General features: G+C 70.6%; 17 protein-coding genes. 10 read left to right on the top strand and 7 right to left on the bottom strand.

Annotated features, from left to right (window positions below):
• Positions 1–17: 17 nt before the first annotated feature.
• A complete protein-coding gene (locus tag ACIQZO_RS23705) occupies positions 18–1,313 on the bottom strand; it encodes a ferric reductase-like transmembrane domain-containing protein (RefSeq protein WP_403629283.1) in 1,296 nt (431 codons plus the stop codon).
• 157 nt (positions 1,314–1,470) lie between these two features.
• Between ACIQZO_RS23705 and ACIQZO_RS23710 the strand changes: the two genes are divergently transcribed.
• Genes ACIQZO_RS23710 through nirD form a run of 3 tightly spaced genes read left to right on the top strand, consistent with a single transcriptional unit; the run spans position 1,471 to position 5,625 of the window.
• Positions 1,471–2,769 carry an NAD(P)/FAD-dependent oxidoreductase gene (locus tag ACIQZO_RS23710; protein ID WP_403629285.1) on the top strand — a complete coding sequence of 433 codons (1,299 nt, stop codon included), beginning with the start codon at positions 1,471–1,473 and terminating at the stop codon, positions 2,767–2,769.
• A 1-nt stretch (position 2,770) separates the two neighbouring features.
• Positions 2,771–5,296 (top strand): nitrite reductase large subunit NirB, encoded by a 2,526-nt coding sequence (gene nirB / locus ACIQZO_RS23715; protein ID WP_403629287.1) that lies wholly within the window; start codon positions 2,771–2,773, stop codon positions 5,294–5,296.
• Positions 5,293–5,625, top strand: a complete 333-nt coding sequence (gene nirD / locus ACIQZO_RS23720) for a nitrite reductase small subunit NirD (protein WP_403629289.1) — start codon at positions 5,293–5,295, stop codon at positions 5,623–5,625. The genes nirB and nirD overlap by 4 nt, the downstream gene beginning before the upstream one ends.
• A gap of 18 nt (positions 5,626–5,643) precedes the next feature.
• On the opposite strand, the gene ACIQZO_RS23725 is transcribed toward nirD, so the two are convergent.
• Positions 5,644–6,051 carry a VOC family protein gene (locus ACIQZO_RS23725; RefSeq protein WP_403629291.1) on the bottom strand — a complete coding sequence of 136 codons (408 nt, stop codon included), beginning with the start codon at positions 6,049–6,051 and terminating at the stop codon, positions 5,644–5,646.
• 363 nt (positions 6,052–6,414) lie between these two features.
• On the opposite strand from ACIQZO_RS23725, the gene ACIQZO_RS23730 reads away from it, so the two are divergent.
• A complete protein-coding gene (locus ACIQZO_RS23730; RefSeq protein WP_403629294.1) occupies positions 6,415–7,575 on the top strand; it encodes an alkaline phosphatase PhoX in 1,161 nt (386 codons plus the stop codon).
• Positions 7,576–7,729: 154 nt separating this feature from the next.
• Here the strand turns inward: ACIQZO_RS23730 and ACIQZO_RS23735 are convergent, their stop codons facing one another.
• The 3 genes from ACIQZO_RS23735 to dusB form a co-directional block, all read right to left on the bottom strand.
• Complete coding sequence (locus tag ACIQZO_RS23735; protein WP_403629297.1) at positions 7,730–8,731, bottom strand: ArsR/SmtB family transcription factor; 1,002 nt, start codon at positions 8,729–8,731, stop codon at positions 7,730–7,732.
• Positions 8,732–9,117: 386 nt separating this feature from the next.
• A complete protein-coding gene (gene ppdK / locus ACIQZO_RS23740) occupies positions 9,118–11,826 on the bottom strand; it encodes a pyruvate, phosphate dikinase (RefSeq protein ID WP_403629299.1) in 2,709 nt (902 codons plus the stop codon).
• Positions 11,827–12,190: 364 nt separating this feature from the next.
• The gene (dusB, locus tag ACIQZO_RS23745; RefSeq protein WP_403629301.1) at positions 12,191–13,333 is read right to left on the bottom strand and encodes a tRNA dihydrouridine synthase DusB; all 1,143 of its coding nucleotides are present in this window, start codon (positions 13,331–13,333) and stop codon (positions 12,191–12,193) included.
• 51 nt (positions 13,334–13,384) lie between these two features.
• Here dusB and ACIQZO_RS23750 point away from each other — a divergent pair, with 51 nt between their 5' ends.
• Entirely contained in the window at positions 13,385–14,833 is a 1,449-nt protein-coding gene (locus tag ACIQZO_RS23750; protein ID WP_403629304.1) for an MFS transporter, read from the top strand.
• A 31-nt stretch (positions 14,834–14,864) separates the two neighbouring features.
• Here the strand turns inward: ACIQZO_RS23750 and ACIQZO_RS23755 are convergent, their stop codons facing one another.
• On the bottom strand, positions 14,865–15,320 hold the full coding sequence (locus ACIQZO_RS23755; RefSeq protein WP_403629307.1) for a MarR family winged helix-turn-helix transcriptional regulator: 456 nt from the start codon (positions 15,318–15,320) through the stop codon (positions 14,865–14,867).
• A gap of 91 nt (positions 15,321–15,411) precedes the next feature.
• Between ACIQZO_RS23755 and ACIQZO_RS23760 the strand changes: the two genes are divergently transcribed.
• The 4 genes from ACIQZO_RS23760 to ACIQZO_RS23775 all read left to right on the top strand — a co-directional run bounded on the left by ACIQZO_RS23760 (position 15,412) and on the right by ACIQZO_RS23775 (position 18,363).
• Positions 15,412–15,756: a DoxX family protein gene (locus tag ACIQZO_RS23760; protein WP_403629310.1), complete on the top strand. Its 345-nt coding sequence runs from the start codon at positions 15,412–15,414 to the stop codon at positions 15,754–15,756.
• A gap of 54 nt (positions 15,757–15,810) precedes the next feature.
• Positions 15,811–16,872 (top strand): aldo/keto reductase, encoded by a 1,062-nt coding sequence (locus tag ACIQZO_RS23765; protein WP_403629312.1) that lies wholly within the window; start codon positions 15,811–15,813, stop codon positions 16,870–16,872.
• 21 nt (positions 16,873–16,893) lie between these two features.
• Positions 16,894–17,487 (top strand): TetR family transcriptional regulator, encoded by a 594-nt coding sequence (locus ACIQZO_RS23770; protein ID WP_403629315.1) that lies wholly within the window; start codon positions 16,894–16,896, stop codon positions 17,485–17,487.
• Between the two features lie 138 nt (positions 17,488–17,625).
• Complete coding sequence (locus ACIQZO_RS23775; protein ID WP_403629317.1) at positions 17,626–18,363, top strand: VC0807 family protein; 738 nt, start codon at positions 17,626–17,628, stop codon at positions 18,361–18,363.
• An 89-nt stretch (positions 18,364–18,452) separates the two neighbouring features.
• Here ACIQZO_RS23775 and ACIQZO_RS23780 read toward each other — a convergent pair whose 3' ends face one another.
• On the bottom strand, positions 18,453–19,835 hold the full coding sequence (locus tag ACIQZO_RS23780; protein WP_403629320.1) for a glycine--tRNA ligase: 1,383 nt from the start codon (positions 19,833–19,835) through the stop codon (positions 18,453–18,455).
• 155 nt (positions 19,836–19,990) lie between these two features.
• Here ACIQZO_RS23780 and ACIQZO_RS23785 point away from each other — a divergent pair, with 155 nt between their 5' ends.
• On the top strand, positions 19,991–20,968 hold the full coding sequence (locus tag ACIQZO_RS23785; RefSeq protein ID WP_403629323.1) for a metal ABC transporter substrate-binding protein: 978 nt from the start codon (positions 19,991–19,993) through the stop codon (positions 20,966–20,968).
• Positions 20,969–20,993 lie beyond the last annotated feature (25 nt).

The raw sequence follows: 20,993 nt of genomic DNA on the forward strand, positions 1-20,993 counted from the left end.
GGCAGCGGGCGCGCGGCTCAGAAGCTGAAGCACTCGCAGTGGATACGGCCGGCCGGCACCCCGGCCCGCAGCAGCGCGGCCCGGGTCGCCTCGGCCATCCCCGGCGGCCCGCACAGATACACGTCGTGCTCAGCCAGGTCCGGCACCCGTTCGGCCAGCGCCTGCGGGGCCAGCGGATCGTAGGCCGCGCCGGACGGCCCGAGCAGATAGTGCAGAGCGGCCTGCCGCTCGGCGGCGATGTCCTCCAGCTCGGACCGCAGGACCAGCTGCTCCTCGGCCCCGGCCCGGTAGAGCAGGGTGATGTCCCCGGGACCGCCGGGCAGCGTCTCGAACAGGGCCCGCATCGGGGTGATCCCGACCCCGCCCGCGATCAGCAGCACCTTGGGCCGGGTCCGCCGGGCGGCGGTCAGCGCGCCGAACGGCCCGGTGGCCAGCACCCGCGTCCCGGGGCGCAGTCGGCGGATCCGGCGGGAGTGGCCACCGAGCCCCTTGACGGTGATCCGCAGGGCGTTCCCGCGGACCGGTGCGGACAGCGAGAAAGGCAGGGCGGTGTGCCACAGCCGCCGCTGGAGGAACCGCCAGCGCAGGAACTGGCCCGGCTCCGCGCCCAGCTCCGCCAGGTGCTGCCCGTACATGACGACGGAGACCACCCCGGGCCCCTCGACCCGGACGTCCGCCACCCGCAGCGCGTGCCTCAGGGCCTGCCGTACGGGAACCACGGCGCGGTACCAGACCAGCAGCACGGCGACCACGGTGTGGGCGAGCGTCCAGAACCAGGCGGCCGCGGCCAGATCGGGCCCGGCGAGCTGGTGCCCGAAGGCGAGGGCGGCGGCGAGGTAGACGAGCAGGTGCACCCCGCGCCAGGTTTCGTGCGGCACCCGGCGGCGTACCGCCCGGGCGGAGGTCACGCCGACCGCGGCCAGGAGGACGGTCCCGGCCGCGGCGGCGGCGAGCGCGGGGTAGCCGAGCAGCTCCCGGACGGCGCAGACCACGTCGATTCCCTCGTGCACGGCGTATCCGAGCAGGGCGCAGAGCCCGTGCCCGAAGATGAGCAGCAGGACGTAGCGGCCGCCGAAGGCGTGCCAGCGGGCGAGGCGGTCGGCACCGACCCCGTGCTCCACGGCCGGCACCCGGGCCATCAGGAAGAGCAGCGCCAGCACCCCGTAGCCGGCGAGCAGGCCGCACAGGTGACCGGCGGTCGCGAACAGCGCGTCGGGCCGGGCCGAGGGCCGCACCTGCGCCGCCCAGAGCAGGACCACCACCCCCGCACCGGCCAGCATCCCGCCCCTCACCCGCACCGCCGCATCTCGCATACGGAGCACGCTAAGGGCCCGGACGGCGGCCCCGACGACCCTTAAGGCGGCCTTGAGGAAGGCCTCACCGACCCTTAACCCGGACGCTGAGGTCGGCGTTCCGTCCGGGTAACAGAGGCGATGCCGTGGGGAAACAGCGGCCGCGCACGCTCATGGCATGACCTCGGACCAGCGTGTGGTGGTGATCGGCGGCGGCCTCGCGGGCCTGCGGCTCGCGCAGCGGCTCGGCCCGGCCGCGGCCGTGACCGTCCTCGGCGAGGAGGCCCGCGCGCCCTACAACCGGGTGCTGCTCGCCGAGGTCCTCGCGGGCCGGTACGCGCCGGAGGTGACCGCTCTCCCGGCACCCGGCCCGGCGTTGCGGCGGGGGATCAGGGCGGTGCGCGTGGACCGCGCGGAGCGGGCCGTGCACTGCGACGACGGCACGGTGGCCCGGTACGACACGCTGGTGCTGGCCACGGGTTCGAACGCGGTGCTCCCGCCGCTGCGCGGGCTGTTCGAGCCCGAGGGGCGGGCGCTGCCGGACGGGGTGCACGCCTTCCGCACGATGGACGACTGCCTCGCCCTCTCGGCGGCCCTGCGCCCCGGGGTGCGGGCGGTGGTGATCGGCGGCGGCCTGCTCGGCGTCTCGGCGGCCCGTGCGCTCGCCGCGCGGGGCGCGCAGGTGGTGCTGGCGCAGCAGGGCGAGCGCCTGATGGAGCGGCAGCTCGACGCGGAGGCCTCGGCGTTGCTCCTCGACCACCTGACCGGGCTGGGCGTGGAGATCCACACGGAGTGCCGGGTCCGCGGGCTGACGACGGACCCGTCGGCGGCGCCGGGTACTTCAGCCCGTCCGGCGCTTGAGGACCGGGTCCGGGCGGAGTCCGGGAAGCGGCGGGGCGGGGGTGCTCCTCGCCGGGTCACCGGGGTCGAGCTCGCCGACGGCTACCGGCTCGACGCCGATGTCGTCGTCCTCGCCTGCGGCGTACGCCCCCGCATCGGCCTCGCCCGGGCCGCCGGGCTGACGACCCGCACCGGCATCGTGGTCGACGACCACCTGCGCACCAGCGACCCCCGCATCCACGCCATCGGCGACTGCGCCGAGCACGACGGCCGGGCGTACGGCCTGGCCGGCGCAGCCCTGGAGCAGGCCGACGCCCTGGCGGCGGTCCTCACCGGCGAGGCCTCCCGCTACACGGGAACCCGCGCCCTCACCCGGCTCACCCTCACCGCCGACGGGGACCGGCCCCTGGACCTCGCCGCCTTCGGCGAGACCACCGCCCTCCCCGGCGACGACGTGGTCCGCCTCGCCGACGCCACCCGCCGGACCTACCGGAAGGTCGTCCTGCGGGGCGACCGCCTCGTCGGCGGGGTCCTGCTCGGCGAACTCTCCACCGTGGGGGCCCTCGCCCGCACCTGGGAGGGCGAGGAATCACCGCACGACCTGTTCCACCTGCTCACCGACGACGGAGGCCACTGACATGACCGAGCCCTTGCCCACGATCGTGCTCATCGGGCACGGCATGGTCGGCCAGCGCTACCTCGAAGCGCTCGCCGAGCGCGGGGCCACCGCCACGCACCGGATCACCGTGCTCTGCGAGGAGCCCCGGCCCGCCTACGACCGCGTGCGCCTGACCTCGTACTTCTCGGGCAGCACCCCCGAGGACCTGTCCATGACGCCCGCCGGGTTCATGGAGCAGCACGGCATCGCCCTCCATCTCGACGACCCCGCCGAGCGCATCGACCGGGCCGCCCGCACCGTCACCTCCCGCTCCGGGCGGGTGTTCCCGTACGACGTCCTGGTGCTGGCCACCGGCAGCTACCCCTTCGTGCCGCCGGTCCCGGGCAAGGACGCCCCCGGCTGCTTCGTCTACCGCACGATCGAGGACCTCCTCGCGATCGAGGAGTACGCGAAGAGCCGCGGCTCCGGCGCGGTCGTCGGCGGCGGGCTCCTCGGGCTGGAGGCCGCCGGCGCCCTCCAGGGCCTGGGACTGGCCACCCGCATCGTCGAGTTCGCCCCGCGTCTGATGCCCGTACAGGTCGACGCGGGCGGCGGTGCGGCCCTGCTGCGCACCATCGAGTCCATGGGACTGACCGTCCACACCGGCGTCGGCACCCAGGAGGTGATGATCGGCGAGGACGGCCACGTCAGCGGAATGCGGCTCTCCGACGGCTCCACCGTCGACACCGACCTCGTGGTCTTCTCCGCCGGTGTCCGCCCCCGCGACCAACTGGCCCGCGACGCCGGGCTGGACGTCGGCGAGCGCGGCGGCATCGCCGTCGACGCCCACTGCCTGACCTCCGACCGGAACGTCTACGCCATCGGCGAGTGCGCCCTCGCCGCCGACGGCCGGGTGTACGGGCTGGTCGCCCCCGGCTACGAGATGGCCGAGACCGCCGCCGACGATCTGCTGGGCCGCGAGAAGGAGTTCACCGGAGCCGACCTCTCCACCAAGCTCAAGCTGCTCGGCGTGGACGTGGCCTCCTTCGGGGACGCCCACGGCGCCACCCCGGACAGCCTGGACGTCGTCTGGTCCGACTCCCGCTCCGGCGTCTACAAGAAGCTGGTCGTCTCCCCCGACGGGGTCCTCCTCGGCGGGGTCCTGGTCGGCGACGCGGACGCGTACGGCCTGCTGCGCCCGCTCACCGGCAGCGTGCCGCCGGTGGCCCCGGAGCAGCTGGTACTGCCCGCCGGGGTCGGCGCGCCCGTCGCGCTCGGCCCGTCCGCACTGCCCGACCACGCGGTGATCTGCTCCTGCCACAACGTCACCAAGAAGGCCATCGCCGCCTGTGCCACCCTCCCCGAGGTCAAGAAGTGCACCAAGGCCGGCACCGGCTGCGGCAGTTGCGTCAAGGTGATCGGACAGCTGCTGCCCGCCGCCACCGACAAGGGGCTGTGCGGCTGCTTCCCCTTCACCCGGGCCGAGCTCTACGAGATCGTCCGCACCCGCCGGCTGACCTCGTACGAGCAGCTGCTCGACGGCCACGGCCGCCCGGAGGCGCGCGGCGGCGACGGATGCGAGGTCTGCAAGCCCACCGTCGGCTCGATCATCGCCTCGCTCGCCCCGAGCCTCGGCGCGAGCGGCTACGTCCTGGACGGGGAGCAGGCCGCCCTCCAGGACACCAACGACCACTTCCTCGCGAACCTGCAGCGCAACGGCTCCTACTCGGTCGTCCCACGCATCCCCGGCGGTGAGATCACCCCCGACAAACTGATCGTGATCGGCGAGGTGGCCCGCGACTTCGGCCTCTACACGAAGATCACCGGCGGGCAGCGGATCGACCTGTTCGGCGCCAGCGTGGACCAGCTCCCGCGGATCTGGGCACGACTCGTCGACGCCGGGTTCGAGTCCGGGCACGCCTACGGGAAGGCCCTGCGCACGGTGAAGTCCTGTGTGGGGCAGACCTGGTGCCGCTACGGGGTCCAGGACAGCGTGCGGATGGCCATCGACCTGGAGCTGCGCTATCGGGGACTGCGCGCCCCGCACAAGCTGAAGTCGGCGGTCTCCGGCTGCGCCCGCGAGTGCGCGGAGGCGCAGAGCAAGGACTTCGGCGTCATCGCGACGGCGAGCGGCTGGAACCTGTACGTCGGCGGCAACGGCGGAGCCACCCCGCGCCACGCCGACCTGCTGGCCCAGGACCTGTCGGACGCGGAACTGGTGCGGCTGATCGACCGGTTCCTGATGTTCTACATCCGCACCGCCGACCGGCTGGAGCGGACCTCCACCTGGCTGGAGCGGCTGGAGGGGGGCCTCGCGCACCTGCGGGACGTGGTCGTGCACGACTCGCTCGGACTGTGCGGGGAGCTGGAAGCCCTGATGGCCGACCACGTGGCGCACTACCGGGACGAATGGGCCGAGACGCTCCAGGACCCGGAACGGCTGGGCCGGTTCGTGTCCTTCGTCAACGCGCCGGGCGCCCCCGACCCGACCGTGAAGTTCGTCCCCGAGCGCGGCCAGGTCAAGCCCGACCTGGCCGTCCTGACCATAGGAGGAGCCGTCCGATGACCGTGGAACTGCAGGTTGCGCAGGGCTGGCTGACGGTGTGCGAGCTGTCCTCGCTGATCCCCGGGCGCGGGGTGGCGGCTCTGCTGCCCGACGGGAGTCAGGCCGCGGTGTTCGTCGACCGCGCGGGGCGCCCGTACGCCATCGGCAACCAGGACCCCTTCACCGGGGCGCACGTGCTCTCGCGCGGGCTGGTGGGAACGGTGGGGGGCCGGCCCTTCGTGGCCTCTCCGCTGCTCAAGCAGCGCTTCGACCTGGAGTCGGGGCGCTGCCTGGACGACGAGGCCACGACGGTCCGGACCTACCCGGTGCGGACCGCCGTGACCTCCTGAGTGCCCGCGGCGGTGTCGTCAGCCCTGGACCATCGACGGGTCCATCCACATGATCTCCCAGGTGTGGCCGTCGAGGTCGTCGAAGGCGCGGCCGTACATGACGCCGTGGTCCTGGGCGGGGCGGGGCTCGGTGGCGCCGGCGGCCAGGGCCCCGTCCACCAGCTCATCGACCGCGGTGCGGCTCTCGGCGCTCAGACAGATCAGCACCTCGGAGGTCTTCGTCGCGTCGGCGATCTCCTTGTGGGTGAAGTCCTTGTAGCGGTCCTCGGTCAGGAGCATCGCGACGATGGTGTCGCTGATGACCATCGAGGCGCAGTTCTCGTCGGTGAACTGTGCGTTGAAGGAGTAGCCCAGCTTGCTCCAGAACGCCTTGCTGGCCTCCAGGTCCTTGACCGGCAGGTTGACGAAGATCATGGTGGCGAACATCGAGGTCTCTCTTCTCTCGGGCGGGGCGCTCGGCCGGTGCGAGCTGCTCGGTACGTGCTGCTCGGTGCTTTCGAGAGGTAGACCGCGGCTCCCCGGCCAACTCATCGCTCCCCGCGAAGTTTTTTCGACTTTTCTTCCGGCACCCGAGAAACCGCAGGTCAGGCCGACGCCAGTGACGAAAAGGATCGAGCCGGGGAGCCCCGCGGTGCTCCACACCACGGCACTGCCGGAGCATTGAACGTCGAGCGGTCGCTCGCGCGTCATGAGGAGTTGGCGCCACGTCAACTGGCGCCTCCTAGGTTCCTCGATGCGTGCGACCCCGCCTCCGACCGGCTGCGGGGCCTTCCTCCCACAGGAGTGACCGTGGAACGTCGTACCTTCCTGCGCGGCGCGGTGATCGGTTCGTCGGCGGCCGCCTTCGGCGGCACCTTGATGCACGGGGCCGCCTACGCCGCCCCCGCCCAGCCGGGAGCCGGTCCCTACGGCGCCCTCGGCGCGGCCGACGCCAACGGCATCATGCTCCCCGGCGGCTTCACCAGCCGGGTCATCGCCCGATCGGGGCAGACCGTCAGCGGTACCTCGTACACATGGCACAGCGCCCCCGACGGCGGTGCGTGCTTCGTCGACGGCTCGGGCTGGATCTACGTGTCCAACTCGGAGATCAACCCCTCCGGCGGCGCGAGCGCCGTGAAGTTCAACTCCTCCGGCACCGTCACCGGGGCGCACCGCATCCTCTCCAACACCCGGCAGAACTGCGCGGGCGGCAAGACCCCCTGGAACACCTGGCTGTCCTGCGAGGAGGTCGACCGCGGCTTCGTCTACGAGACCGACCCGTACGGGGTGAACGCGGCCGCCCAGCGCCCGGCGATGGGCCGCTTCAAGCACGAGGCGGCCGCCGCCGACCCGGTGCGCAAGGTCATCTACCTGACCGAGGACGAGACCAGCGGCTGCTTCTACCGGTTCGTCCCGACCACCTGGGGCAACCTCTCCTCCGGCACCCTCCAAGTCCTGAAGGCCGGCACGGCCACCTCCGGCTCCTTCACCTGGCAGAACGTCCCGGACCCGGACGGCTCGCCGACCGTCACCCGCAGCCAGGTCTCCGGTTCGAAGAAGTTCAACGGCGGCGAGGGCTGCCACTACGCCAACGACACCGTCTGGTTCACCACCAAGGGCGACAACCGGGTCTGGCAGCTCAACCTCACCAACAACACCTACGAGCTGGCCTACGACGATTCGCTCGTGCCCGGCGGCGCGGCCCCGCTGACCGGCGTGGACAACGTCACCGGGTCCTCGTTCGGCGACCTGTACGTCGCCGAGGACGGCGGCAACCTGGAGATCTGCGTGATCACCCCGGACGACGTGGTGGCGCCGTTCCTGCGGGTCACCGGCCAGTCCTCCTCGGAGATCACCGGCCCTGCCTTCTCGCCCGCCGGCAACCGGCTCTACTTCTCCAGCCAGCGCGGTACGAGCGGCAGCTCGTCCGGCGGCATCACCTACGAGGTCACCGGCCCCTTCCGCGTCTGACCCCGCAGTCCAGCCCCGCCGGCGCTTGAGGCGACCCTTCGGCCCGCCGGCGCTTGAGGCGCGGGGGCCCGGGGGCAGCTCCCCCGCAACCGCGCCGCGCCCGCACCCACCGACCGCGCCCCGACGGGTACGACCCGCCGGGGCGCGGCCGCGTTCACGAGGCCACGGCCCCGCCCTTCAGCAGCGCGGCCCCCAGCGGCGTCACGGTGTGCAGCACCGCGTTCCCCCGCCGCAGCGTGGTCACCAGCCCCGCCTCCCGCATCACGCAGGCGTGCTGGCTCGCGGAAGCCAGCGAGACCCCGGCCCGGCGGGCCAGCTCGCTGGTGGTCGCTCCGTCCCCTATGGCCCGCAGCACCACCGAGCGGGTGTGCCCGACCAGCTTCCCCAGGGTGCGCTGGCGCTGCTCCTCCACGGGCCGGGCGGCCTCGCCCCCCGCGGGCGCCGAGGCCAGCTGGGCCGCGGCCGGGTAGACCAGCACCGGCGGCAGCTCCGGGTCGTGCAGGGTCACCGCGGTGCGCCGGCAGAAGAAGGACGGCTGGAGCAGCAGCCCGCGCCCCCGCAACCGTACGTCGCGGTCCACGGGGTAATCGCACTCCAGCACCGGAGCCCGCCAGCGCAGCATCGGCGGGAGCGAGGTCAGCAGTTCGTCCGCGCCCCCGTCCAGCAGGGCCCGGCCGCGCGCGGCCCGCTCGGCCTCGATCTGGGCCTGGATATGCGTCCAGTACGGCTCCACGGCCGCCCGGTGGTAGGCGCGCAGCTCGCCCATGAGCCGCGGCAGCTGCTTACCGCTGTCGCCGTCCATGAACTCCCGCAACCGCGGGGTCATCGGCGCACCGGCGCCCAGCAGTTGCAGCTCGCGCCGCATGCGCTCGGGACGGATCCCGCGCAGCGCGTCGAGGCCCACGTCCCACCCGTACTGCCCCTCCACAGGGGTCAGGAAATCGGGGAAATAACCACGACTCGGTATGAGCATACCGAGCGTGCGTGTTTCACTATTCAACCTGCTCCGGGTTTCCGTACGCCATTCGCCGAACAACCGGGCATCGCGCCGGTCTCTTAAGCGATGAAAGCTGAGAATCGTTTCCCACAACGCATCGGGACGCCCTGCCATCCGTACGCGTGCCAGGTCCACTCCAGTGAAATGGATACGCAGCACCGAACCCCCACCTGTGCAACCGCAATCCCCCCGCTCCATGAGTATGCATGCCGTCACACGTTGTCACCACGCCCTTTCAGCCACAGTTGAAACCCCTTTCGGCGGGGGCGTGACAACCGAAATCCTGTACTCCGCCGGGCACACTCCGGTGCGACCGAAACGCTCCGCGAAGGCCGTGGGGGGCTTTGCGGGGCCTGGCGGTCGGTCGCACCGGGAAGCGCCGACGTGCCCGGCAGAATGACAGCGGCGGTGGACGGGTGGGGATCCGTCCACCGCCTGCTGGCGTAAAGATTTGTTGAACAAGAAAAATAGGGCGCGCCCGCCCCCGGGTTGTCAGGGAACCCGGGGACAGGCGCGGTCTATGGGGCCCTTGGCGGGCCAGGGGTTCAGCGGCTGTCGCTGCCCTTCGCCTCGGCGGCCGCACGGCCGGCCTCCAGGCGCGCCACCGGAATCCGGAAGGGCGAGCAGGAGACGTAGTCGAGGCCGACCTCGTGGAAGAAGTGGACGGACTCGGGGTCGCCGCCGTGCTCGCCGCAGACGCCGAGCTTGAGGTCGGGGCGGGCGGCCCGGCCCTGCTTCACCGCGTGGCGGACGAGGGAGCCGACGCCGTCCTTGTCGATGGTCTCGAAGGGCGAGACCCCGAAGATGCCCTTCTCCAGGTAGGCGGTGAAGAAGCTGGCCTCGACGTCGTCGCGGGAGAAGCCCCACACCGTCTGGGTCAGGTCGTTCGTGCCGAAGGAGAAGAACTGCGCGGCCTCGGCGATCTGGCCGGCCGTCAGGGCGGCGCGCGGCAGCTCGATCATCGTGCCGATGGACAGCTTGAGGGCGGTGCCGGTGGCGGCCTCGACCTCGGCGATGACCTGGTCGGCCTCGTCGCGGACGATCTCCAGCTCCTGCACGGTGCCGACGAGCGGGACCATGATCTCGGCGCGCGGGTCGCCCTTGGCGTTCTTGCGCTCGGCCGCGGCCTCGGCGATCGCCCGGACCTGCATCTTGAACAGACCGGGGATGACCAGGCCGAGGCGGACACCGCGCAGACCCAGCATCGGGTTCTGCTCGTGCAGCTTGTGCACGGCCTGGAGCAGGCGCAGGTCGTTCTCGTTGGCGTCCTTACGGGACTCGGCGAGGGCGACGCGCACCGACAGCTCGGTGATGTCGGGCAGGAACTCGTGCAGCGGCGGGTCCAGGAGGCGGACGGTGACGGGCAGGCCGTCCATCGCCTCGAACAGCTCGACGAAGTCCTTCTTCTGCAGCGGCAGGAGGGCACTCAGTGCCTCATCGCGCTCGCTGTCGGTGTCCGCGAGGATCAGTCGCTCCACCATTTCACGGCGCTCGCCGAGGAACATGTGCTCGGTGCGGCACAGGCCGATGCCCTGGGCGCCGAAGCGGCGGGCGCGCAGCGCGTCCTCGGCGTTGTCGGCGTTGGCCCGCACGCGCAGGCGCCGGACGCGGTCCGCGTACGCCATGATCCGGTGGACGGCGGCGACGAGCTCGTCGGCGTCGTCGGCGCCGGCGTGCATCCGGCCCTCGAAGTACTCGACGACCGGGGACGGTACGACGGGTACCTCACCGAGGTAGACCTTGCCGGTGGAGCCGTCGATGGAGACGACGTCACCCTCTTCGATGACCGTCCCGCCGACCGTCATACGGCGGCGCTTGGTGTCGACGTCGAGGTCCTCGGCGCCGCAGACACAGGTCTTGCCCATGCCGCGGGCGACGACGGCGGCGTGCGAGGTCTTGCCGCCGCGCGAGGTCAGGATGCCCTCGGAGGCGATCATGCCGTCCAGGTCGTCCGGGTTGGTCTCGCGGCGGATCAGGATGACCTTCTCGCCGGAGCGGGACCACTTGACGGCCGTGTACGAGTCGAAGACGGCCTTGCCGACGGCCGCGCCCGGGGAGGCGGCGATGCCGCGGCCGAGCAGCTCGGTCTTCGCTTCGTCGTCGAAGCGCGGGAACATCAGCTGCGCCAGCTGGTGGCCCGTGACGCGCTGGAGGGCCTCGGCCTCGGTGATCAGGCCCTGGTCCACGAGCTGGGTGGCGATGCGGAAGGCAGCGCCGGCGGTGCGCTTGCCGACACGGGTCTGGAGCATCCACAGCTGGCCGCGCTCGATGGTGAACTCGATGTCGCAGAGATCCTTGTAGTGGTTCTCCAGCGTCGTCATGATCGTCATGAGCTGGTCGTACGAGGCCTTGTCGATGGCCTCCAGGTCCGCGAGCGGCACGGTGTTGCGGATGCCCGCGACGACGTCCTCGCCCTGGGCGTTCTGCAGGTAGTCGCCGTAGACGCCCGCGTGGCCGCTGGCGGGGTCGCGGGTGAAGGCGACGCCGGTGCCGGAGTCGGGGCCCAGGTTGCCGAAGACCATGGAGCAGATGTTGACCGCGGTGCCCAGGTCGCTCGGGATGCGCTCCTGGCGGCGGTAGAGCTTGGCGCGCTCGGTGTTCCACGAGTTGAAGACGGCCTCGACGGCGAGGTCGAGCTGCTCGCGGGCGTCCTGCGGGAACTCGCGGCCGGCCTGCTTGGCGACGATCTTCTTGAAGCGGGTGACCAGCTTCTTCAGGTCGGCGGCGTCGAGGTCGGTGTCGACAGTGACCTTCTTGGCGACCTTGGCCTCGTCGAGGGCTTCCTCGAAGAGCTCGCCGTCGACGCCCAGCACGGTCTTGCCGAACATCTGGATGAGGCGGCGGTACGAGTCCCACGCGAAGCGGTCGTCGCCGGCCTGGGAGGCGAGGCCCTTCACGGACGCGTCGGAAAGACCGATGTTCAGGACCGTGTCCATCATGCCGGGCATCGAGAACTTCGCACCGGAGCGCACGGAGACCAGCAGCGGGTCGTCCGACTGTCCGAGCTTCTTGCCCATCTTCGCCTCGAGGGCCGCAAGGTGGGCGCTGACCTCTTCGCGCAGCTCGGCGGGGGCCGTGCCGCTGTCGAGGTAGACCTTGCAGGCCTCGGTGGTGATGGTGAAGCCGGGAGGGACCGGCAGACCCAGGTTGGTCATCTCGGCGAGGTTGGCTCCCTTGCCGCCGAGAAGGTCCTTGAGGTCGCGGTTGCCCTCGGTGAAGTCGTAGACGAACTTCTGATCTTTGTTTTCCGACACGGGTCTCGACTCCTCGAGGCTCGGTGGCTGCCCTGACGGCCAGGAACATACCCAGATCGAAGGCTTCTGGGTACGTCCACTTGGTCGCCATGCGGCCGTAACCACCCGTGCGCCAGCAGATCGAAAGTAACTCATGGGTCATCAGAAAGTACGAAGATCGTTCACATCCCGAAGCGTGAGGGGGCTCCTGAGGCCTGATCACGCTCGGATGAGCGATCATCGATACATTTGCGTTCAAGTCTTGAACGCACAAAGGGTGGCACCCAGTGCCACCCTTTGGAAGTCTTATCCGTGATTCAGGCGCTCATCTGAGCGAAACCCTTCCCATGCGTGGCGTATATCACGCACCACGGAGGGCGATTTGTCAGCCTCCGGAGGTGTCCAGTTCTGCGTCCTCGCTCACGCCCGCGCAGTCGTACGGGTCCTTCAGCCAGCCGTCCGGCAGGACAACTCGGTTGTTTCCGGACGTCCGACCGCGAGGGCCGTCCGCACTCTCGGGCCATGCCTGATCCAGATCGAGCTCGCTCAGATGAGCATTCAGCTCGGCCAGCGAAGAGGTGACCGCGAGCTTCTGCCGCATCTCGGAACCCACCGCGAAGCCCTTGAGGTACCAGGCCACGTGCTTACGGAAGTCGATCACCCCGCGCGCCTCGTCGCCGATCCACTCCCCCAGCAGTTGCGCGTGGCGGTGCATCGTGGTCGCGACCTCGCGCAGGGTGGGCTTGTGGAAGTCCTCGGGCCGCCCCTCGAAGGCCGCCACCAGGTCGTTGAACAGCCACGGCCGCCCCAGGCAGCCACGGCCCACCACCACGCCGTCGCAGCCGGTCTCGCGGACCATGCGCAGCGCGTCCTCGGCGCACCAGATGTCGCCGTTGCCGAGCACGGGGATCTCCGGCACGTGCTCCTTCAGCCGCGCGATGGCATCCCAGTCGGCGGTGCCGCCGTAGTGCTGGGCGGTGGTGCGCCCGTGCAGGGCTATGGCCGTGACCCCCTCCTCGACGGCGATCCGGCCGGCGTCGAGATAGGTGAGGTGGTCGTCGTTGATGCCCTTGCGCATCTTCATGGTGACCGGCAGGTCGCCGGCGCCGCTGACGGCCTCGCGCAGGATCGCCCGCAGCAGGTTGCGCTTGTAGGGCAGGGCGGAGCCGCCGCCCTTGCGGGTCACCTTGGGGACCGGGCAGCCGAAGTTGAGGTCGATGTGATCGGCGCGGTCCTCTTCGACGATCATGCGGACCGCCTTGCCGACCGTGGCCGGGTCCACCCCGTACAGCTGAATCGAGCGGGGCTTCTCGGTCTCGTCGAAGTGGATCAGCTGCATGGTCTTCTCGTTGCGCTCGACCAGGGCGCGCGTCGTGATCATCTCGCTCACGAACAGCCCCTTGCCGCCCGAGAACTCCCGGCAGAGGGTACGGAACGGGGCATTGGTGATGCCGGCCATGGGCGCGAGCACCACCGGGGGCTGCACGGTGTACGGGCCGATCGCGAGGGGCGGAGGGAGCGTGGTCATCCGCCCATTGTCCCGCATGCCGAGGGGGTGGCGCGGACGTAGCATCGGCGCATGATCGAGCCGAGTCCCCGGCAGCGCGTGCTCGTCCTGGCGATCTGCTGCATGAGCCTGCTGATCGTCAGCCTCGACAACACCGTGCTCAACGTCGCCCTCCCTTCGATGCGCCGCGACCTGGACGCCTCGGTCGCGGGGCTGCAGTGGAGCATCGACGCCTACACCCTCGTCCTGGCCTCGCTGCTGATGCTGGCGGGGTCGACGGCCGACCGGATCGGCCGCCGCAAGGTGTTCGTGGCCGGGCTGGTGGCCTTCACCGTCGGCTCCCTGCTCTGTTCGCTCGCCCCCAGCCTCGACTGGCTGATCGTCTTCCGGATGGTCCAGGCGGTGGGCGGCGCGATGCTCAACCCGGTGGCGATGTCGATCATCACCAACACCTTCACCGATCCCGCCGAGCGGGCCCGGGCCATCGGTGTGTGGGGGGCCGTCGGCGGTATCTCCATGGCGGCGGGACCCCTGATCGGCGGGGTGCTGGTGGACTCCGTGGGCTGGCGCTCGATCTTCCTGATCAATCTGCCGATCGGTCTGGCGGCGTTCGCACTGACCCTGCGCCACATCCCCGAGTCCCGGGCGGCCCGGCCGCGGCGCCCGGACCCACTGGGCCAGGTGCTGGTCATCGCCCTGCTGGGCAGTCTGACGTACGGGATCATCGAGGCGCCGGCCGCCGGCTGGCGCTCGCCGCTGATCCTGGGATGCGCGGTGGTGGCCGTCGCCTCGTTCGTGGGGCTGCTGATCCACGAGCCCCGGTGCAAGGAGCCGCTGATCGATCTCCGGTTCTTCCGGAGCGCGCCCTTCAGCGGGGCGACCGTGATCGCGATCAGCGCCTTCGCCGGGCTGGCCGGCTTCCTCTTCCTGAACACGCTGTACCTCCAGGACGTCCGGGGGCTCAGCGCCCTGCACGCCGGGCTCTACATGCTGCCGATGGCCGGCCTGACCGTCGTGTTCGCACCACTGGCCGGGCGGCTGGTGGGCAGCCGGGGGCCGCGGATCTGCCTGCTGATCGCGGGGGTGGCGATGGCGGCGAGCGGGCTGCTGTTCGCCCTGTTCGAAGCCGAGACGTCGAACCCGCTGCTGTTCACCGGATACATGCTGTTCGGGCTCGGCTTCGGCATGGTGAACGCGCCGATCACCAATACGGCGGTGTCCGGGATGCCGCGCTCCCAGGCCGGGGTCGCGGCCGCCATCGCCTCCACCAGCCGGCAGACCGGCGGCACGCTGGGCGTCGCGGTGATCGGATCCGTACTGGCGGCCGGGCTGGCGAACGGCTCGGACTTCTCGGCGGCGGCCCAGCCGGCGTGGTGGATCATCACGGTCTGCGGGCTGCTCGTGCTGATCGTGGGCGCGGCGACGAGCGGCGCCTGGGCCCGGGCGACGGCGGAACGCACCGCCCGCACCCTGGAGGATCCGGTGGGCGCCACCGCCGTCACGGGTTCGCCGCGCGGCTAGCCGGCGGGCGGCGGGCGGCTCCCCGGGGCGGCTACTCGCCGCAGTTGAAGTCCTCGGCCGAGGTGTTGACCCGGTCGAGGAGGCCGCGCAGTAGGTCGCACTCCGCGTCCGACAGGCCCGCGAAGATGCCGCTCTCGACCTCGTCGAGGGCGGTGTTCGTCTTGTGGAGGGCGGCTTCCCCGGCGTCGGTGATGGCCACGTTGTGACGGCGGCGGTCGGCCGGGTCCCGGCGGCGCTCGGCCAGGCCCTCGCCCTCCAGGTCGTTCAGGATCCCGACGAGCACGCTCGGGTCCACCTCCAGCCGCTCGGCGAGCGCCCGCTGGCTGATGGGGCCGCCCTCCAGGTGCATCAGCGTCATCGCGTGCCGCGGGGTGAGCCCGGCCGCGCCGAGGGCCCGCTTCATCCGGGTCTGGGTGACCGATCCGTGCCAGGCGAGCAGCAGGCCCAGCCGCTGCGGGGGGTGCGGTCCGTCCTGATCTGCCGTCATGGTCCACATCGTAGCAACCAGGAAATGATTGCATTGGAGATATCATTGATGCTATTCAATGGTTCCACAACACCGACCGTTGGAGATCTCCATGTTCATCGCCTACGCCGTCGTCGGCGTCCTGCTCGCCCTCGCCCTCGCCGCCTCGGCCACCTTCACCCTCCAGCGCAACGACCAGATCGTGGCGAACATGCAGAAGGTCCAGGTCCCGGACTCCTGGCTGCCGCGCCTGGCCACCCTCAAGGCCGCGGGCGCGATCGGCCTGGTGGCGGGCCTGTGGGTGACTCCGCTCGGCGTGGCCGCGGCCGTCGGCGTGACCCTCTACTTCATCGGCGCGGTCATCAGTCACCTGCGGGTCAAGGACTACGACCTGGCGCCGGCGGCCGTCCTCACCCTGATCGCGGCGGCCGCACTGGTGCTGCGCATCCTCGCCTGACACTGACGAATGACAGATATTGAAATCTGTCATTCGTCATGCCATTCTCGTTGCATGACGAAGAACGAGAACCCTTCCGCCGTGACCACCGACCGACGCACCCTCGGCAGCACCGGCCCCACCGTCTTCCCACTGGGGCTGGGCTGCATGGGGATGTCCGCCCTCTACGGCGAGGCGGACCGCGCCGAGTCCGTCGCGACCATCCACGCCTACCTGGAGGCCACCCCGGGCGACTCGAACGCGCTGCTGGACACCGGCGACTTCTACGGCATGGGCCACAACGAACTGCTGATCAACGAAGCCCTGCGCACGGCCCCCGCCACGGCCCGCGAGCGGGCGCTGACCAGCGTCAAGTTCGGCGCGCTGCGCACGGTCGAGGGCGGCTTCACCGGCTATGACGGCCGGCCCGAGGCCGTCAAGAACTTCCTGGCCTACTCGCTCCAGCGGCTCGGCCGGGACCACATCGACATCTACCGGATCGCCCGCGTGGACCCGGACGTGCCGATCGAGGAGACCGTCGGCGCCATCGCCGAGGCGGTCGAAGCCGGGCACGTGCGCCACATCGGGCTCTCCGAGGTCGGCGCGGACACCCTGCGCCGGGCCGCCGCCGTGGCCCCGATCTGCGACCTCCAGATCGAGTACTCGCTGATCTCCCGCGGCATCGAGGAGGAGATCCTGCCGGCCGCCCGCGAACTCGGCATCGGGATCACGGCGTATGGGGTGCTGTCGCGCGGCCTCATCAGCGGCCACTTCACCCGTGACCGCGCGCTGGCCCCCGGCGACTTCCGCGGGATGAGCCCGCGCTTCCAGGGTGACAACCTCGACCGGAACCTCGACCTGGTGGAGGCCCTCCGCAAGGTCGCCGCGGGCAAGGGTGTGAGCGTCGCGCAGACCGCCATCGCCTGGGTGCTCGCGCAGGGGCCGCGGCACGGGGTCGACCTGGTGCCGCTGGTGGGGGCCCGGCGCCGGGACCGGCTCGCCGAGGCACTGGGTGCCGTGGACGTCTCGCTCGACGCGGCCGACCTGGCCGCCATCGAGGAGGCCGTTCCGGCGGGCGCGGCGGCCGGCGAGAGGTACCCGGCGGCCCAGATGGCCCACCTCGACAGCGAGCACTGAGCTGACGGTACGGTCGTACTCATGCCCCCCGCTGCTGCCGAGCCCCTGACCCCCGAGCGCATTCTCGAAACCACCGAGGAGGTGCTGCGCCGCTTCGGCCCCACCAAGGCGACGGTGGTGGACGTGGCCCGGGCCCTGGGCGTCAGCCACGGCAGCGTGTACCGGCACTTCCCGTCGAAGGCGGCGCTGCGCGAGGCCGTCACGGACCGCTGGCTCGCCAGGAGCGTGGTCATGCTGGAGGAGATCACCTCGGCACCCGCCGGGAGCGCCCCATCCAAGTTGGAGGCGTGGCTGGAGGCGCTCTTCGAGGCCAAGCGCCACAAGGCGGGCGACGACCCGGAGCTGTTCGCCACCTACACCGTGCTGATCACCGAGAACAGCGGCGTGGTGGACGCGCATCTGACCGAGCTGATCGACCAGCTGGGCCGGATCATCTCCGAGGGCGTTGCGGCGGGCTCGCTCGCGGCGGACGATGTGCCGGCGGCCGCGCGTGCGGTGTTCGATGCCACAGGCCGCTTCCACGACCCGCAGTACGCGGCGGACTGGCTCTCGCCGACGATCATCACCGAGTTCGAGGCGGTCACCGCCCTCGTGATCCGGGGCCTGCGAGCCTGACGCGGGTCCGCCCCCGTCCGGAACCCATCAGTCCGGACAACTTGATGATCATTTTGGTCGCGTTCGGGTTGTTCGCGTCCCGTCAATCTCCGTACGGTCCCCCCACCGCGCATCATCAGGCACGCTCCAGGGGGAACCTTGTCCGCTTCAGCAGCTCAAGACGCACGACCCGCGCCTCCCGAGCGCTCGGGCGGCGCCGCCGCGCTCGGCTGGATCCTGACCATCGGGCTCAACGTCGTCGCGCCGATCATCACGTACAACGTGCTCACCGAGGACCACAACTGGAGCGCCTTCTCGGCGCTGCTGCTCAGCAGCGCCTGGCCGGTGCTCGACAGCGTCATCAGCCTGGCCTGGCGGCGCAAGCTCGACGAGTTCGCCATCGTCACCCTGGTCTTCCTGATGATCACCGCCGTCGTCTCGCTCGTCGGCGCGCACTCGGCCCGCGCCCTGCTGATCAAGGACTCGGGCGTGACCGGGCTGTTCGGGCTGCTCTGCCTGGCGACGCTGCTCGCGCCGCGCCCGTTGATGTTCTACTTCGGCCGCAGGTTCGCCACCGACGGCACACCGGAGAGCACCGCCTGGTGGAATGGCCTGTGGCAGTACGAGGGCTTCCGCACCACCATGAACCGGATGACGCTGGTGTGGGGCCTCGCGTACGTCGCCGAGGCCCTCGTCCGCGTGTTCCTGGCCTACACGCTGAGCACCGCGACCATGGTGGTGGTCAGCCCGATCATGATCTACGGGGTGCTGGGCGCGCTCGGCGTGTGGACCGCCATGTACGGGAAGCGGTCCCAGGCCGAGGGCGAGCGCCGCGCGGCCGAGGCGGCAGCGTCGGAGGCGGCAGCGTCGGAGGCGGCAGCGGCCAAGACCTCCTGACCCGGATCCGCCCGCGAAAGACCGGTGGCCCGGCGCGCTGCGAGCGCGCCGGGCCACCGGTCTCGGTACGGCAGGGCCGGGATGGCCTACTAGCAGCCGAGCAGGCGGCTGCCGAGGTAGGTCTGGATCTGGTCCAGGGAGACGCGCTCCTGCTTCATGGTGTCGCGCTCGCGCACGGTCACCGCGTTGTCGTCCAGGGTGTCGAAGTCGACGGTGACGCAGAACGGCGTACCGATCTCGTCCTGACGGCGGTAGCGGCGGCCGATGGCGCCCGCATCGTCGAACTCGATGTTCCAGAACTTGCGCAGGTCGGCGGCGAGGCCCTTGGCCTTCGGCGACAGCTGCGCGTTGCGGGACAGCGGCAGGACGGCGACCTTGATCGGGGCCAGGCGCGGGTCGAAGCGCATCACGGTGCGCTTCTCCATGACGCCCTTGGCGTTGGGGGCCTCGTCCTCGTTGAACGCGTCGAGCATGAAGGCGAGCATCGCGCGGTTCACACCGGCTGCGGGCTCGATGACGTACGGGGTGTAGCGCTCCTTGGTCTCCTGGTCGAAGTACACCAGGTCCTGGCCCGAGGCGGCCGAGTGCGCCTTGAGGTCGAAGTCGGTCCGGTTGGCCACGCCTTCGAGCTCGGAGAACTCGTTACCACCGAAGTTGAAGCGGTACTCGATGTCGGCGGTGCGCTTCGAGTAGTGGGACAGCTTCTCCTTCGGGTGGTCGTACCAGCGGATGTTCTCCTCGCGGATGCCGAGGTCGCGGTACCAGTTCCACCGCTCCTGCATCCAGTACTCCTGCCACTGCTCGTCCTCGCCCGGCTTGACGAAGAACTCCATCTCCATCTGCTCGAACTCGCGCGTGCGGAAGATGAAGTTGCCCGGAGTGATCTCGTTCCGGAAGGACTTGCCCATCTGCGCGATGCCGAAGGGCGGCTTCTTGCGCGAGGTGACCTGCACCTGGGCGAAGTTGGTGAAGATGCCCTGGGCGGTCTCGGGGCGCAGGTACGCCTTGGAGCCGGTGTCCTGGGTCGGGCCGAGGTGGGTCTCCAGCATGCCGGAGAACTGCTTGGGCTCGGTGAACTGGCCCTTCACACCGCAGTGGGGGCAGTTGATGTCGGCAAGACCATTGGCGGGCAGACGGCCGTGCTTGGCCTCGTACGCCTCTTCAAGGTGGTCGGCGCGGTGGCGCTTGTGACAGGCGGTGCACTCGGTCAGCGGGTCCGAGAAGGTGGCGACGTGGCCGGAGGCCACCCAGACCTCGGGGGCCAGGATCACGGACGAGTCGATACCGACGATGTCCTCACGTCCGGTGACCATCGCCTTCCACCACTGGCGCTTGATGTTCTCCTTGAGCTCGACACCGAGCGGGCCGTAGTCCCAGGCGGCCTTGGAGCCGCCGTAGATCTCACTGCACGGGAAAACGAAGCCACGGCGCTTGCTCAGGCTGACGATGGTTTCGATCTTGTCGGCGGCCACGGTGCTCTCTTCATTACGAGGACGAACGGCGAAGTCTTTAGATTACCGGCGCCCGCACCCCCCCTTTCAAATCGGTTCCCCTTCCACGGCCGCCCGCCCGGGCCTCCCACCTGGGTTTTTGACAATCGTTTCCATCTTTGATGAAAATGGATGTCATGAACGTACGACGCCTCATACCCACCGCCGCCCTCGCCGGAGCCGTCGCCCTCGGCGCCACGGCCCTGACCGCCTGCTCCGGAGCCGCCGCCGGCACCGGTGGCGGCAAGGACGGCAAGGTCGGCGTGACGGCGTCCTTCTATCCGATGCAGTTCCTCGCCGAGCAGATCGGCAAGGACCACGTGAAGGTCGACAGCCTGACCAAGCCCGGCGTCGAACCGCACGACCTGGAGATCAGTCCCAAGCAGACCGCGCAGCTCGGCGAGGCCGACGTCGTCGTCTACCTCAAGAGCCTGCAGCCCGCCGTCGACAAGGCCGTCGCCCAGTCCGGCGTGAAGAACATCGTCGACGCCGCGACCCTGACCGCCCTCGAGGTCCACGGCTCCTCCGGCCACGACCACGGCGCCGAGGGTCACGCCGAGGGCGAGGGGCACGACCACAGCCACGGCGAGGCCGGCCAGGACCCGCACGTCTGGCTCGACCCCGCCAAGTACGCGGAGATCGCCAAGGGAGTCGGCGCGGCCCTGGAGAAGGCCGACCCCGACCACGCGGCGGACTACAGGAAGAACACCGACGAGCTGGTCGGCAAACTGACCGCGCTGGACACGGAGTTCAAGGACGGCCTGCGGAACACCTCGTCCAAAACGTTCATCACCACCCACTCCGCCTTCGGCTACCTCGCCGAGCGCTACGGCCTCGACCAGGAGGCCATCTCCGGCGTCGACCCCGAGTCCGAGCCGAGCCCGGCCCGGATGAAGGAACTCCAGGGCCTCGCCAAGCAGGAGAATGTCTCCACCGTGTTCTTCGAGACCCTGGCCAGCGACAAGACGGCCCGGACCCTGGCGGCGGACACCGGTCTGAGGACCGACGTCCTGGACCCGCTCGAAGGAATCACCGACAAGTCCCAGGGCGCTGACTACCTCGAGGTCATGCGGTCCAACCTGAAGAACCTCCAGAAGGCCCTCGGAGCCAAGTAGATGACAGCAGCAACGGAGGCGCGAG

The organism is Streptomyces sp. NPDC097617 (assembly GCF_044761485.1).
GTDB lineage: Bacteria > Actinomycetota > Actinomycetes > Streptomycetales > Streptomycetaceae > Streptomyces.